The sequence below is a fragment of the Brevibacterium sp. CCUG 69071 genome, assembly GCF_021023135.1.
Lineage (GTDB): Bacteria > Actinomycetota > Actinomycetes > Actinomycetales > Brevibacteriaceae > Brevibacterium.
This window is the reverse complement of record NZ_PGFV01000002.1, coordinates 537,235-552,344: the sequence shown is the minus strand read 5'-3', so window position 1 is coordinate 552,344 and position 15,110 is coordinate 537,235. Positions and strand designations below refer to the sequence as shown.

The 15,110-nt window shown below is 61.7% G+C and carries 12 protein-coding genes; 5 read left to right on the top strand and 7 right to left on the bottom strand.

Annotated elements, in window-relative coordinates:
• Nucleotides 1-36: 36 nt before the first annotated feature.
• Complete coding sequence (locus tag CV023_RS07715) at nt 37-1,206, top strand: hypothetical protein (RefSeq protein ID WP_230744890.1); 1,170 nt, start codon at nt 37-39, stop codon at nt 1,204-1,206.
• On the top strand, nt 1,207-4,017 hold the full coding sequence (locus CV023_RS07710; RefSeq protein ID WP_284934612.1) for a DUF4365 domain-containing protein: 2,811 nt from the start codon (nt 1,207-1,209) through the stop codon (nt 4,015-4,017).
• A 14-nt stretch (nt 4,018-4,031) separates the two neighbouring features.
• Here CV023_RS07710 and CV023_RS07705 read toward each other — a convergent pair whose 3' ends face one another.
• The gene (locus CV023_RS07705) at nt 4,032-4,826 is read right to left on the bottom strand and encodes a hypothetical protein (RefSeq protein ID WP_230744888.1); all 795 of its coding nucleotides are present in this window, start codon (nt 4,824-4,826) and stop codon (nt 4,032-4,034) included.
• 22 nt (nt 4,827-4,848) lie between these two features.
• Between CV023_RS07705 and CV023_RS07700 the strand changes: the two genes are divergently transcribed.
• Nucleotides 4,849-5,958, top strand: coding sequence for a hypothetical protein (locus CV023_RS07700; protein ID WP_230744887.1), 1,110 nt, complete (start codon nt 4,849-4,851; stop codon nt 5,956-5,958).
• Nucleotides 5,959-6,177: 219 nt separating this feature from the next.
• A complete protein-coding gene (locus CV023_RS07695) occupies nt 6,178-7,707 on the top strand; it encodes a recombinase family protein (RefSeq protein ID WP_230744886.1) in 1,530 nt (509 codons plus the stop codon).
• A gap of 55 nt (nt 7,708-7,762) precedes the next feature.
• Here the strand turns inward: CV023_RS07695 and CV023_RS07690 are convergent, their stop codons facing one another.
• The 6 genes from CV023_RS07690 to nrdH all read right to left on the bottom strand — a co-directional run bounded on the left by CV023_RS07690 (nt 7,763) and on the right by nrdH (nt 13,591).
• Nucleotides 7,763-7,972 carry a helix-turn-helix domain-containing protein gene (locus CV023_RS07690; RefSeq protein ID WP_230744885.1) on the bottom strand — a complete coding sequence of 70 codons (210 nt, stop codon included), beginning with the start codon at nt 7,970-7,972 and terminating at the stop codon, nt 7,763-7,765.
• 76 nt (nt 7,973-8,048) lie between these two features.
• Entirely contained in the window at nt 8,049-9,323 is a 1,275-nt protein-coding gene (locus tag CV023_RS07685; RefSeq protein WP_230744884.1) for a tyrosine-type recombinase/integrase, read from the bottom strand.
• Between the two features lie 364 nt (nt 9,324-9,687).
• Complete coding sequence (nrdF, locus tag CV023_RS07680) at nt 9,688-10,659, bottom strand: class 1b ribonucleoside-diphosphate reductase subunit beta (RefSeq protein ID WP_230744883.1); 972 nt, start codon at nt 10,657-10,659, stop codon at nt 9,688-9,690.
• 136 nt (nt 10,660-10,795) lie between these two features.
• On the bottom strand, nt 10,796-12,922 hold the full coding sequence (nrdE, locus tag CV023_RS07675; protein WP_230745178.1) for a class 1b ribonucleoside-diphosphate reductase subunit alpha: 2,127 nt from the start codon (nt 12,920-12,922) through the stop codon (nt 10,796-10,798).
• Nucleotides 12,923-12,927: 5 nt separating this feature from the next.
• On the bottom strand, nt 12,928-13,341 hold the full coding sequence (gene nrdI / locus CV023_RS07670; protein ID WP_230744882.1) for a class Ib ribonucleoside-diphosphate reductase assembly flavoprotein NrdI: 414 nt from the start codon (nt 13,339-13,341) through the stop codon (nt 12,928-12,930).
• A gap of 1 nt (nt 13,342) precedes the next feature.
• On the bottom strand, nt 13,343-13,591 hold the full coding sequence (nrdH, locus tag CV023_RS07665; protein WP_230744881.1) for a glutaredoxin-like protein NrdH: 249 nt from the start codon (nt 13,589-13,591) through the stop codon (nt 13,343-13,345).
• Between the two features lie 520 nt (nt 13,592-14,111).
• Between nrdH and CV023_RS07660 the strand changes: the two genes are divergently transcribed.
• A complete protein-coding gene (locus tag CV023_RS07660; protein WP_230744880.1) occupies nt 14,112-15,107 on the top strand; it encodes an AAA family ATPase in 996 nt (331 codons plus the stop codon).
• Nucleotides 15,108-15,110 lie beyond the last annotated feature (3 nt).

The following is a 15,110-nucleotide window of genomic DNA, read 5'->3' as shown; positions in this document are numbered from 1 at the left end:
CTGGGCAGACCGATCTCGCGACCATAAGCTTGTTGAATGTACCCGCCACCAGCCGGGCCGGAGCTGACGGCCGAGCAGTGTCAGGAGCTTGACGACACATTCCTGTCGTCTGATCCGTTCGGGTACTTCAGCGCTCGGATCGGCATGATGCTGCGGTGGGCAGAGTCAGACGTCGACCGCGATGAGCATCCCCTGGCCGCGCCCGATGATGAACAGCAGCACGCCACCGAGACCCGCGGGCGGTTCGCTCGCCTCCTTGGCCGGCCGGTGGGCTTCATACCCGAGACCTCGCCGAGGTCCATTGCCACACAGGTCGCTACGGATGCGTACGCCCTGCGGCACCACGCGGCTGAGTCGCTTGTGCGATTGACGGCGGCACTCTCGCAACGGACGAACGTCGCCGAATCCTGCGTTTGGGAGGCCCTGTCGGCCGGGCCAAACCAACTCGACCAGGTCGTGAACCAGATCCGCGAGTCCTTCTCCTCGACTGAGGCCCCGATGCAGTTCGCCCGTCTGGTTCTCCGCGAGCAGGACTTGCAGAGCGGGATGACAGAGCAACTTGCTTCGGCGTCCAACGTGTTCGCCGACTGGCTCCAGTTCGCAATCGACCTACTCGTGGGACACGAACTCCAACTCAACGCCGCTCACAACAAGGTCAAGCACGGTCTCTCAGTCCGCGCTCGCGATGACCTCAAAGTCTCATTCGTCACCACTCCGCCCAGCGCAGACGGGACCATCCCGGTTGGCACGCTGACAGGCCCGGACGCCGTAGATATCTTCGACCACCCCGTTATCGAAGTTCTCGCACAGGCACCCAAGGTGGACGGGCATCGACAAGGGCTGGAGCTGACGCAGCTGAGGGTGGATGTCCCTGCCGTTCTCGCCGAAGCATACATGATCGCCTGGGCCCACGCGGCGATGTTCCATGTCGCGGCCACGAAACACTTCGAAGGACGGGCAGACCTCCCCGACTATCTGTCTGCTCCCGCTCATCCCGGTTATCCGGTGGGCGGCCCACATCCTGACCATGTTTCAGGCAAGGCGCCAGTCGGGATGAGGTTCCCTCTCACCACTCCTCCCGGTGAAGGCCCTGCGAGGCGACCGGCGGGAATCGCGTTTCGAGACTCGTTCATACCGCTCATATTCACTGGCTCTGCGATGCGCAACGTTCGCGTTGTTGCGGACGAGGCAACGGAGGAGGCGTAGGTGCGGGCGGCGAAGAATGAAGCTACGGGAACCTCGGGTGAGTCTGAGGTCTTGGCGCACTTCGAGCGCTTGGGCTGGGGAGGGGTAATCGATAGTCGGCACGACACAGGCACCGATCTATATCTGCGGCCGCGAGATGCCCGCCGGTACGAACTCGGCGCCGTGGTGGGTGCCCAGGTCAAGACGGGGTCGTCTTACTTCAAATCCCCGCAGAAGGACGCCGAGGGCACGATCACTGGGTGGTGGTTTGCCGAGGACGACCGTGAACACTTCGACTACTGGCTGCGCCACGCCCTGCCGCACGTGGTGATCCTGCGCGATCAAGACAGAAACCTCTCGTTCTGGGTTCACGTCACCCCCGAGCGAGTCGTCTCGACCGGTAAGGGAGCCAAGATTCTTGTACCGGCCTCCCAAACCGTTGACGCGGACCACAACGAAGCACTCTCCGACGTCGCGCTGACGCAGCTTCCGACTCCGACCTGGGACGGCACTGCGTGGACCGGCGCGGTACATCTTGCACCGGTCGACGAAGTTCGGCATGCCCTCATCACTCCTCGGCTCATCGCACCCCACCCGAACTTGGCCCCAGATTCGATTTCCGGGCTCGAAGCCCTCGCCATGCAAGTGCTCTTCCGGGACGACCTTGAACGGATTCTGGCACCGATGAGCCTTCCTGCGCTCGCAGGGGAGAATGACGCCGAGCGCAAGGGGCTGTCACTCGACGATGCACGTGAGGCTGACGACTGGTGTTGGCGCGCCACTGCTGCCCTTCATCTCTGGCACTACCAAGGAGAACCCGCTGACCTGTTTCAGCTTGTCGACCTAGCTTCGACGCCGAGTGAACGCTCCGCGGCATCCGTGCTCTGCTGCGTCTATCACTTCGACGAGAACGATCCCGATACGGCGCTCGAAGTGCTTCAGGGCGCCCTGGCACATGACGACTACTCCTCAGTGGATCACGCATGGCTAGAAGCTCAACGAGCACGGGCGCTGCTGGAGGTCGGACGACACGAGGAGGCTTTCGACCTCGCGATGAAGACACAGCGAATCCATCGAGAGGCGCCGTCAGATGTCACGGCTGCGGCCATCGCGGGCGCGTGTGCGCTGACGTCGTTCAGAGCCAGCGGCTGGATGCAGGGCGACATCGCCAACATCATCCAGCGCAGCGACAACCCAGCGTCGTGGTGGAGAGCCCAGGTGATGTCCTATGGGCTATCCGCTCACCTCTCTGAAGAGTTCCGGAGATGGAGCGAGGATGCGTCGATTCGGATCGGGGGCTCGGACACTGCCCACAAGCGCCTGCTTTCCGCGGCGTTGCTAGCCTCGTGCGCTGGTGATCATGACGGGTGGCGTGGCGCAATTGGCGCTCTCGCGGAGCACTTCCTTGTCACCACCGGCCTCACGGATGATCCCGACAGGGTCGCCGGCCGACTGACTCTTCTCCGTCTCTCCGGTGACAGCAAGAGCACTGGGCGCGCGACTCGACACATCGTACGCACGGGTCCAACGATGGCCGCCAGGATCGCGGCGAGCAGCGTGGACTTGTCTCGATCGACTCGAACGACCGCTTTGGCAGATATCGAACTGCTGACGGCCGCCGGCGACGTTCTCGAACCAGCACGCGCCGACGAAATCTGTGCGTGGGCGCTAGCGATGCTCCAAGAGCCACAGGCCTACCTGGAACGTGCCCGGCCTACATTCATCGTGCTCTACAAGATCATCGATCTGCTGAAGGCCATGGTCTGGACGTTGAGCGAGGACGCCCTTCACAACGTGATCGATTACTTCCTCGACCAACCACCGGTCACCGACGACGGAACCGCGCAGACATTCGCCCGGCTGATCCATACGATCCCCGCATCCGCGTGGCGTGAGAGTGACCGCCAGCGCGCGGCGAACCGATCTGACGGCGACGCCTCCTACCTACGCGAGGCCTTCTTGAGGGTTGCTGCTCCTGCAGTAGTCCAGAGTCGCGAGCAAGTCCTTCAACGAGCCCGGGCCGGGGAGTTGATCATCTTCGAAGCCATCGACGACGTGCGAACTCTGCCCTCCGATGCAGTCAACGCTCTCACCGACCGACTGTGCAGCGTCATCGACAATCTCATCGAGGATGCCGCCAAGGGGGCGTACAGTGTCGGCGGTCTCGACCCCGGCCATGCACTGACCCTGCTCGGTATCTGGCACCCGTCGAGTGGGCGGTGGGATCGTATCGAAGCTCTGTTGACGGCTCCCAGGGTTAGACCTCAGCAACAGTCTGGCGCATTGCAAGTACTCGCCATCCATGGAGCGACGCTTGCCGACCCAATCAAGACACAACTTGTCGAAGCCGTGTCAGCTCTTCGGAACCGAAAGCCAGTGCGAACCTTCTTCGATGACGACGAGGACATCCGAGGCCTCGCCGCCGAAGCGCTCGCCGCTCTCGCAGATGAGGCCTCGCGCGAACAGTTGATACGGGACCTTCTTGGCGGCGACACCGTTTGCCGTGCCGCAAGTGCACGGATCATCGAACGTTTCGGAGACAAGGCAGAGTCCGAACTCCTTCTCGCTCTAGCGGGAGACGCAACCGAAATCGTGCGTGACGCGGCGCTCAGAGGGTTGAGTAGGCTGGTCGTTGCCGAGCGCGCATCTGAGGGAGGCGTGAAAATCCTGTCGAAGGTCCTGAAGTCTGGCGGAAGGCGGAGTGCCGCGGCGGTCGTTTCCGGGCTCCACACACCTTCGGAGGTACCCGGCGTTTCTCAACTGCTGACCATCGCCGCGCAGCACCCTTCAGCACAAATTCGCGAGGCTGCACGCGAGAGCACCACCGACTGAGAGTTCCGCAGGCGCTATCGTTCCTCCGACGTCGACGGTGGCAGTGATGCTCGATCCGTGCTGGAATCCGCCTCATCCTCGGGTGCTGGCGGTGCGAGTTGCTGCCTAGTGGAGGCGTCGCTCATTTCATTGAGTTCGACCGTCTCTGGCTTTAGGTAATCCAAGCGATCGACAACACGCTTCATCGTCTTGTCTACGCCACCTACGGCCTTGGTGAGGTCCTTGATCGCGCCACGTACATGGTGCAGTGAGCCGTCCGGAGCGTCCCTGGCCTGGCGCCACTCTGAGATGTCGATCTGAATCTCGAGGACAGGCAGCGGACCGTGTGGACCCTCGCCTTCGACACGCACAGTGCGGACCTGTGGTTCCTCGCTGGACAGTAGGTCGTAGCCGGCACCGAGCGTCCACCGGATTTCCCGTTTCGGAGCGAGCGAGCGGAGCCTGCTGGCGAGGACCCGCTGAACACTCTCGACCTTGTCTGACTGTTGCTGGCCGGCTGGAAGCGGCGGATCGAACGTCACCCTCACGTTGCGGGCCATGGTGGGGCCGTTGTTACCCACCACCACGTGCATCACGGTGCCTTGCTGCATATCTGGCTGGATGTCCGCCCACACGTAGGGTTGCATCGCCTCTCGAGCGAGGTCGCGCTGCAATTGGGTCTGCTCGCGCGCGGCGGCCGCCTGCTCGCGTTGGATCTGTGTCTGGTCGTGTGCTGCCTTCGCCTGCCTCGCGGCCGCGCGCGCTGCCCAGATGGTGAATGGCAAGGCGAAGGCCGAGATGACCAGGGCAACGATTGATACGGCTACCATGCATTGACCTTTCCACGGTGGTTTGGCACAGATAATTACCGCCACGCACTCTCAGGAACTTGGCACCGGTTCGGCGACGTGTTGGACCGCAGTATACAGCGAACGTGTCGCCCAGTTGATCTACGCCTTGCATCACGAGACAACGCAAGAACTTGCTAGAGGCGGCGTGGATTACGCCAACCTGCGGTGGGTGCCGACCCCTCGCGCGACTCATTCGGAGATCGCGTTCCTCTTCGACTCCACTGCAGTCGGAAGTGACCACTACGGCTTCGAACTCTCGAAGACATGGTTACCGGCACTTTGGCGTCACGGACCACAGCGGACCGCGATCAGCCAAGGCGACATTCTCAACGCGCCTCCCGGTTGGGTTTGGAAGGAACTGGACGGACACCTTGTCTGCACGAACGACTTTCCTCAATTGGCCACCGAACAGTACTACGCTCTCTATCTCACGAACATGTCACGAACACAAGTTCTCGCGATAGACGCTGCGCTGCGAGATTCGACGGGTGCTTACTTGGGTTACATCGACTGTTCAACGTGGACTCCACTCAAGTCGTTCATGCTGCTTCCGCAGTACGCGATCCGCGATGGCGATGCGCTCGTCGTTGCAGTCGACGAGGACGGCTCACCGCACGTCATCCCGCCAAGCGGAAACCACGGTTTCCGTCTCGTTGGAGTGGAGGAGACGCTCTACGGCGTGGTACTTGACCATCGCATGGACAACGGCGTGCCGGAGTGGGCCCACGAAGACAGCGCGCTTACGCTGACCGTGCTTGGTGGCGGCCAGAGCCCACTCAGTGAGTTGAAGCTCGATCTCGACGAACGACGATTTACCCACTTGACGAGCGAGGCTGACGGCCACGGAGCCTCGGTTCGCAGAGCCGGACTCGATGGGCTTAGCCGCGAGGAACTCGTTCAGGCTATTGAGGCCAAGATCCGGAGTGGTCTCATGTTCCGTCTGCGTTTCGTCCATGGGACCCGTGCCGGCGAGCCCACTCCCGAGAACGACGCCTTAATGTTCACCGTGCCGGTGGAGTTTCCCGATAGCACCGGCAAGGTCCGCCGCTATCAGGTGGGGGTCAAGTACTTCCCCGCAAGTCATTCTGGAGAAGTGGTGACGTTTCACTAGAGCGACACCGACCATGCGGATACATTGCCGCACTACCGGATTCCATACATCCTATTCCTCGCTGAGTCGAACAACGGGACGTACGGCACCGCGAACATTCGCGTGGTTCCGGGGTTCCCGACCAGTCCCTTCTTGTCACGCTATGACAGGTTGATGAGGCAGGGAGCCTCATCATGTCGAGAGGACCCTGTCATGGGATCATTAGCGCACCTGTCCGTCATGGACAAGAGCAAGCCCTCAGCAATAACACCCGTCAGAGCGTTGATATATGCACGAGCGTCGCAGGACCGACTCAGGCTGATGCGGTCGATCGGCGACCAGATCAGTGACTGCCGCTCATGGTGCCAACCACTGGGATGGACAGTCGTCCGGGTCCTGAGAGATGCGGACCGCTCCGCCTCCCAGTGGCGGACGAAGGACCGAGAAGGCTTTCAGGAGGCCCTGCAACTCATCGAGTCAGGGAAGGTCGACGGTTTCGTCACCTGGGAGCCATCCAGAGCCGGCCGAGATCTCGAGATCTACCTCCAGCTACGCGCCGCCTGCCAAGCAGCAGGGGTTCTCTACCTGACTCAGGGCCGAGTTTTTGACTTCGCTCGCTCCGACGATAGCTTCATGCTCGGATTCGAGTTCCTGCGAGCCGAAGCCGACGCACACACGATGCGCGAACGGCAGATCCGCACCGTACGCCTCCTGGCAGAGAAGGGACGCCCGCATGGGCGAATACCTTATGGCTATCGACGCGTCTACGACACGAGCACAGGCCGGCTCATCGGCCAAGAGCCGGATCCGCACACCGGCGAACTCGTAAGACTGATGGCACGACGGATTATCTCCGGCACACCAGTCGGAACAATCGCGAACGATCTTCAAGACTGGGAAGAGCCAACACCTCAGAAGTCCCACGACGGTAAAACCACCTCAGGGTGGACATCGATGACGGTGAAGCAGATCATGCAGAACCCCACCATCGCGGGAAAACGTGTCTACCGTGGAGAGATCATCGGCGACGCCGAGTGGGAGCCCTTGATTTCCATCGAGGATTTCACACGGATCCAGCGGCTCCTGTCGGACCCATCACGGCGAGTGCACGAGTCCGGAACGGTAACTCCCAAATCATTGCTGTCGCACATCGCGATATGCGATTGTTGCGGGCACCCGCTTCGTCGCGTCCTCGACCGTTCCCACGGCGATGCCCCGCGAAAAGTGCGATACCAATGCCGTTTCCGCAGCTGCTACAAGATATCCATCGGAGCAGCACCCGTCGAGGAGTACGTCGTCGACTACGCCCTCGCTTGGCTTTCGCACCATGCGAACGCCGCATTGCTGGTCGGCGATGACGACGAGTGGATCTCGCAATCTGTCGAAGCACGCGAGCATCTCGCAAAACAGGAGGCGAGACTCCAGGCGGCAATAGACGGTTGCGCGAATGGTGATGTCAGTCTCGGGTTGCTCAGCGGCATCGAGAAAAAACTCGTCCCGATGATTGAGCACGCGCGATACCAGTTGGCGCTGCCCATCGTCGACCGCGCGATCAGGGATCTCGTCAACGCCGAAGACATCTCCATCACCTGGAATGGACTCCCATTCTCGGAACAGCGACGGATCATCAAGGCTCTCTTCGAGGTGCGCATCACTCCGGCTCCCCGAAGATCAGGGGGGAGGGGCGTTCCAACCCGAGCGCGTCGTGATCACAGCACGAGCCGCAGGCGCTGGGACGGTGCAGGGATGACGCGGCTGTCTTCGAGCTGACACCGAGATCAGCCACGGTGGGCGGGTCCTCCAGAACCCGCCCACCACACGCCTCTCACCTCGTGGTCGGCATCTCGACGATGAGCCTCTGATCGAGCTCGTCGAGGTCAACCCGGACAAGACGCCCAATTTTGTAGCCGGGGATCGTTCCGTCCGAGATCCTGCGGCGAAGAGTCTTGGTTGACACTCCGAATCTCGACGCAGCCTCCGCCAGTGACACAAGGTTTCGTGCCGTGATATCGGCGCGACTCTGGTTTGTCATCATGCTCCCTCTCCGTCAGCCAACGGTTATTGAGTCTCAGGTGTGTGCTGCAGTCCCCTGCTGACTTGATGGCATGGCTCTAGGCGACCCCGAGTGCGGTTTCCACGCGAGCGCTGAGACGATCGGCGAGTTCGCGATCGCGGGTCATCGTGGAGTGCTGGTAGCGCAGCACGACGCGCATGTCGGAGTGCCCGCCGCGTCGCATCAACTCGGCCAACGTTGCGCCTTCCTGGGCGAAGATCGTCAAGCCGGTGTGCCGCAAGTCGTGGAATCGGAAACCGCGCGCCACGCTCTCCACTGCCTGTCGAGCCTCACCCCAGGTGTATCCCCACCGCGTGTGCGACAACGGCACGCTCCCCCCGGTACTGGCCGGCACTACCGGCGCCTTGGCTTCTGGCGCCACGTAGTCCTCCAGATGTTTCCTCAAGGGCTCCAGCATGATCCGTGGAACGCTCAGCGCTCTCTTCCCCGCTTCGCTCTTCGGTGCGGAGAAATCGCCTGTGTTCACGTTGAGTTGCCTGCGCACGTGCAGGGTCGCTCCCCCATCCGGATGCCATTCGATATCCCGGCGCTGCAGTCCCAGGCACTCACCGCGGCGCAACTGGCACCAGGCGGCGAGCAGGATCGTGATCGCATACCGGTTCGGCGTCGCTTTATACAGGGCATCGACCTGGGAGGGAGTGGCGACGTCTTCACTTTCGTCATGCTCGGCATCGTGACGCACCGATTCCTGCTTGGGGATCGAGATGCTCGGCGCGGCCGGGATGATCCCGTCGCGGGCGGCCTGCCTGAGAATCATCATGAGCACGGTCAGAACCGGTCGTGTGATGCCGTTGAACTTCGACTTCGGGTTCAACGGAGACGGGATCTGATCCAGTCGCGTGGTCATGACCTTGATCCGGTCGATGTCGATCTCGCGCACCGGGGTATCGCTGAACTCCGGAACCAGGTAGCCGTCGACTTTGCTCGCGTATGAGCGGACCGTTCCGGCCGCACGCCGTTTACCGGCACGGTTGGGTTCTGTGCGGATCATCTCGATCCAGCGCTTCGCGTAGGTCGTGAAGCCGATCGAGCGTACCTCGTCGGCAGCGGCATCAGCACGCCGCCGCTTAGCGACGGCCGCGGGTGGCTCCCATTCCCCTCTCGCAATTCGGGTGTGTATGCCGGCCAGCCACGTGCGAGCATCCGTCTTCGTGAGAAACGTCAACGACTTGTCGTCCTCGGTCCGCGCCGTATACATCCGGCCATCCGGGGCCGGATAGCGGGCCTGCCATCGACCCGAGGGCAGTTTACGGATCCGACCCCAGCCCTCACGCCTCGATGCGGCCGCGGCTGTCTTTTTCGTGGCGCTCATCGTGTCCTCCCCTGACCTCGAACGGACGTCAGGGAGCGCTCGTGCCCCTTCGTGCCCCTCATCGGCGGCGCGTCACAAAAACCCTGGTCAACAGGCGTTTTCTCGACGTTAAGAGCGTGCCGAAGGGCACGAAGGGGCACGATCTCAGGGGCGTGCCAGACCCAAATTCCTCCTGGCGATCCACCTCGCTCCCACCATGTAGGTGTGTGCGTGCCCCCGGCGTGCCCCGTCGAATGGGTGTTGATGTTCATCGTCGTCCTCTCCTGTCGTGTTGGAGAGGGCACGAAAAAGCCCCGGGCCTGCGAAAACTCGCAGATCCGGGGCCCTTGACTACCCCTGACTGGTCAGGAGCGGACTGGCAACTCTAGAAGTCCCAGTCCTCGTCTTCGGTGTTCTCAGCCTTGCCGATGACGTAGGACGAACCGGAGCCGGAGAAGAAGTCATGATTCTCATCGCTGTTGGGCGAGAGCGCCGCGAGGATCGCCGGATTGACGTCCGTGACCTCCTTGGGGAACATCGCTTCGTAACCGAGGTTCATCAGCGCCTTGTTGGCGTTGTAGTGGAGGAACTTCTTGCAGTCCTCGGCCAGCCCGACCGAGTCGTAGAGCTCGTGGGTGTAGGACACTTCGTTCTCGTAGAGCTCGAACATGAGGTTCATCGTGTAGTCCTTGAGCTCCTGCTTGTGCTCCTCGGACTGCGACTCGAGACCCTTCTGGTACTTGTAGCCGATGTAGTAGCCGTGCACGGCCTCGTCGCGGATGATGAGGCGGATGAGGTCGGCGGTGTTCGTCAGCTTCGCATGCGAGGACCAGTACATCGGCAGGTAGAAGCCGGAGTAGAACAGGAACGATTCGAGCAGCGTCGAGGCGACCTTGCGCTTGAGCGGGTCATCCCCACGGTAGTAGCTGAGGATGATGTCGGCCTTCGACTGCAGGAAGGTGTTCTCCCGCGACCAGCGGAACGCCTCGTCGATCTCCTTCGTCGAGCACAGGGTCGAGAAGATCGAGGAGTAGGACTTCGCGTGCACGCTCTCCATGAACGCGATGTTCGTCATCACGGCTTCCTCATGCGGGGTGACCGCATCGGGGATCAGCGAGATCGCACCGACGGTGCCCTGGATCGTGTCGAGGAGGGTGAGCCCGGTGAAGACGCGCATCGTCAGCGTCTTCTCCTCGTCGGTCAGCGTCGCCCACGAGGGAACGTCGTTGCTCAGCGGCACCTTCTCCGGCAGCCAGAAGTTTCCGGTCAGACGGTCCCACACATCATCGTCGACCGGATCAACGACACGGTTCCAGTTGATGGCATCGACGTGCGAGGCCAGGGTCAGATTCTCCAAGGCTTTCTCTCTTCCCAATTTCACGTGCTGTGGTCTGCGGAGCAGACGAAGGTTCTGGTGGGCCGGGTCCGCATACGACGGGGCCCGGCTCAAACATTCAGCGGACCGGTTCTCACCGGTCCGCTGAACTCATCGATCAGAGCATGCAGGAGACGCAGCCATCGACCTCGGTGCCCTGCAGCGCGAGCTGCCGCAGCCGAATGTAGTAGATGGTCTTGATGCCCTTGCGCCAGGCGTAGATCTGCGCCTTGTTGATGTCACGCGTGGTCGCGGTGTCCATGAAGAACAGCGTCAGCGACAGACCCTGGTCCACGTGCTTCGTGGCCTCGGCGTAGGTGTCGATGATCTTCTCGTAGCCGATCTCGTACGCGTCCTGGTAGTACTCGAGGTTGTCGTTGTCCATGAAGGGAGCCGGGTAGTACACGCGCCCGATCTTGCCCTCCTTGCGGATCTCGATCTTCGAGGCCACGGGGTGGATCGAGGAGGTCGAGTTGTTGATGTAGGAGATCGACCCGGTCGGCGGAACCGCCTGCAGGTTCTGGTTGTAGATCCCGTGCTCGGCGACGGCGGCCTTGAGTTCGCGCCAATCGTCCTGGGTCGGGATGTGCACACCCGCCTCGGCGAACAGATCGGTCACCCGCTGGGTGCGCGGAAGCCATTCCGCATCGGTGTACTTGTCGAAGTACTCGCCGGTGGCGTACTTCGAACGTTCGAACCCGGCGAAAGCGGTGCCGCGCTCCTTCGCAATCTCCATCGACGCCCGCACACAGTGGTAGGCGACGGTGTAGAAGTACATGTTCGTGAAGTCGAGGCCTTCGTCCGAACCGTAGTAGACGTGCTCGCGAGCGAGGTAGCCGTGCAGGTTCATCTGGCCGAGGCCGATCGCATGGGACATGTCGTTGCCGCGGGCGATCGACGGAACCGACTGGATGTCAGAGGTCTCGGCGACGGCGGTCAGTCCGCGGATCGCAGTCTCGATGGTCTGACCGAAGTTGTCCGAGTCCATCGTCAGCGCGATGTTGAGCGAACCGAGGTTGCAGGAGATGTCCTTGCCGATCTCGTCGTAGCCGAGATCGGAGTCGTACTTGCTCGGCTCGGAGACCTGGAGGATCTCGGAGCACAGGTTCGACATGATGATCTTGCCGTCGATCGGATTGGCCTTGTTGACCGTGTCCTCGAACATCACATACGGGTAGCCGGACTCGAACTGGATCTCCGCGAGGGTCTGGAAGAACTCGCGAGCGTTGATCTTCTTCTTCTTGATCGAGGCGTTGTCGACCATCTCCTCGTACTTCTCCGTGACGTTGACGTCGGAGAAGGGCATGCCGTAGACGCGCTCGACGTCATAGGGGCTGAAGAGGTACATGTCCTCGTTGCGCTTGGCCAGTTCGAAGGTGATGTCCGGAATGACGACGCCCAAGGACAGGGTCTTGATCCGGATCTTCTCATCGGCGTTCTCGCGCTTGGTGTCGAGGAAGCTGTAGATGTCGGGGTGGTGAGCGTGGAGGTAGACGGCTCCGGCACCCTGCCGCGCACCCAGCTGGTTGGCGTAGGAGAAGGAGTCTTCGAGCAGCTTCATCACCGGGATAACACCGGAGGACTGGTTCTCGATCTTCTTGATCGGGGCACCGGACTCGCGGATGTTCGTCAGCGCGAAGGCCACACCGCCGCCGCGCTTGGACAGCTGCAGAGCGGAGTTGATGGAGCGGCCGATCGACTCCATGTTGTCTTCGATGCGCAGGAGGAAGCAGGAGACGAGCTCTCCGCGCTGCTTCTTTCCGGCGTTGAGGAAGGTCGGGGTGGCCGGCTGGAAGCGGCCGGTGATGATCTCGTCGACGAGCTGGGTCGCCAGCGTCTCATCGCCGCGGGCGAGGAACAGGGCGACCATGACGACACGGTCCTCGAAGCGTTCGAGGTAGCGCTTCCCGTCGAAGGTCTTCAGAGTGTAGGAGGTGTAGAACTTGAAGGCGCCGAGGAAGGTCTGGAAGCGGAACTTCTGAGCGTAGGCGCGCTTCGAGAGCTCCTCGATGAAGTCGAAGGAGTACTGCTCGAGGACCTCGGGCTCGTAGTAGTCCTTGTCGACGAGGTAATCGAGCTTCTCCTTGAGGTCGTGGAAGAAGACCGTGTTGTTGTTCACGTGCTGCAGGAAGTACTGCCTGGCAGCCTGCTTGTCTCGTTCGAACTGAATCCGACCATCATTGTCATAGAGGTTCAGCATGGCGTTGAGCGCATGGTAGTCGAGGTCCGTCTCTTCGCGGATGATGTCCTCTACATTGCGGTCTTCAGCGAGCTCGCGCACAGTTTGTCCAATCCTAAATTCACTGCTTCGACGTCCTCCGGAGTGCCCAGGAGTTCGACGCGGTACATGAGGGGTACATTGCATTTGGCGGCGATCTTACGAGCCGCCCGACAGTATTCTTGGCCGAAATTCGTGTTTCCGGCACCGATGACGCCGATGAGGTGGCGCCGGTTCTCTTCTTGGTTGAGGAACTTGACCACTTGTTTGGGGACGGCCCCCCGATTGGGGCCGGCCCCGTAGGTGGGAGTCACGAGGACGAACGGTTCGTCGATCCTCAGCGTCTCCTGCTTCGTCAGCAGCGGTATCCGGCGAGCCGGGTGGTGCAGTTTGCCGACGAAGCGGTGGGTGTATTCGGAGCTGCTGGAGTAGTAGACCAGAAGCATCTCACGCCACGACGGACGCCGCCGTCTGCTCTCCGGACAGGGTGGCGATCTTGTCCGGCCGGAATCCCGACCAGTGATCGTTGTCGGTGACGACGACGGGGGCCTGCATGTAGCCCATGGCCTTGACGACGTCGAGAGCGTTCTCGTCGACGCTGAGATCAACCGACTTGTACTTCAGGCCCTTGGCGTCGAGCGCACGGTAGGTGGCGTTGCACTGGACACAAGCTGGCTTGGTGTACACGGTGATCATGACGACTCCTCGATTCTGCCTTTCGGCTCTCCGCTGCGGTTGTTCGATCACGCCTGGATCCGTGTCGGCCATGACTGAAATCACGGCTTTTCGGCCCGAGGGTGACCACTAGATGTTGTGTTCGGGTACGACCTTACCCCTATATCCAGTGTTACACCAGTGTCATTTCCCCCATCCACACCCTGTGCCTTTTCCGTCCACATTCGTCCACAGGCTGTGAACGACAGTGATGTAGTTCGATCACCTGCGAGGACACTGGGCACCCTGGACCTCGAGGTCGATTCGGAAGCGTTTTCGCGATCGGTTTTCCACCCTTGTCCACAGGAAAAATTTTCACCTGTGGGTGTGTCGTCCGGGTGGGTCCTCGGCGTGTCCGAGTGAGCGGCACACCATCACCTCTGACTCCCCTCTCCACTGTTCACACTATGTGGCAGCACTGACACGAGATCGCCCAGACGCGTGTCAGGGTCTGCCCATATGCTTGGAAGAACAGCACGCACGGACTCGAGAGGCTCCCACTATGACGGCAACGGCACCCGCCAACACTCAGGAGATCGCCCACGCGCAGACCATCCTCAAGGGCCTCGAATCCTATCTCGACCGCTTCGTCGTCGGTCAGCAGCGTCTGCGCGAGTCCCTGCTCATCGGTCTCCTCTCCAGCGGCCACCTCCTCCTCGAGAGCGTTCCCGGTCTGGCGAAGACCACCGCGGCGGCGGCCCTGGCCAATGCCGTGGACGGGAAGTTCTCCCGCATCCAGTGCACCCCCGACCTGCTGCCGGCCGACATCATCGGCTCGCAGATCTACAACGCGCACGAAGGCTCCTTCAATACGGTGCTCGGCCCGGTGCATGCCAACATCGTCCTCCTCGACGAGATCAACCGCTCCTCGGCGAAGACGCAGTCGGCGATGCTCGAGGCGATGCAGGAGAAGCAGACGACGATCGGCGGTCAGCGCTTCGAACTCCCCCGCCCCTTCCTCGTCATGGCCACCCAGAACCCGATCGAGCAGGAGGGCACCTACCAGCTGCCCGAGGCCCAACTCGACCGCTTCATGATCAAGGACCTGCTCACCCACCCGAACCCGGGCGAGGAGGTCGAGATCCTCTCCCGTCTCGATTCGGGAGTCTTCGACAAGGACTCGGTGCCCGAACCCTCGTGCACCCTCGAGGACGTCGTGACGATGCAGCGCTATGCCCGCACCATCTACATCGATCCCTCCATCACCCGCTACCTCGTCGAACTCGTCCACGGCACGCGCGAGACCGGCAAGTACCTCGGCAGGCTCGCTCCCTATATCGAGTACGGCGCCAGCCCTCGCGCCTCGATCGCCTTCACGAATGCCGGACGCGCCCTGGCGATGATCCGCGGACGCAACTACGTCATCCCCGAGGACATCAAGGACCTCGCCCACCGAGTTCTTGCCCACCGCATCCAGCTCAATTTCGAAGCCGCCGCAGAGAACATCACGAGTGCCCAGGTCGTCGATGCCCTCCTCATGGCCGTGCCCACCCCCTGATCG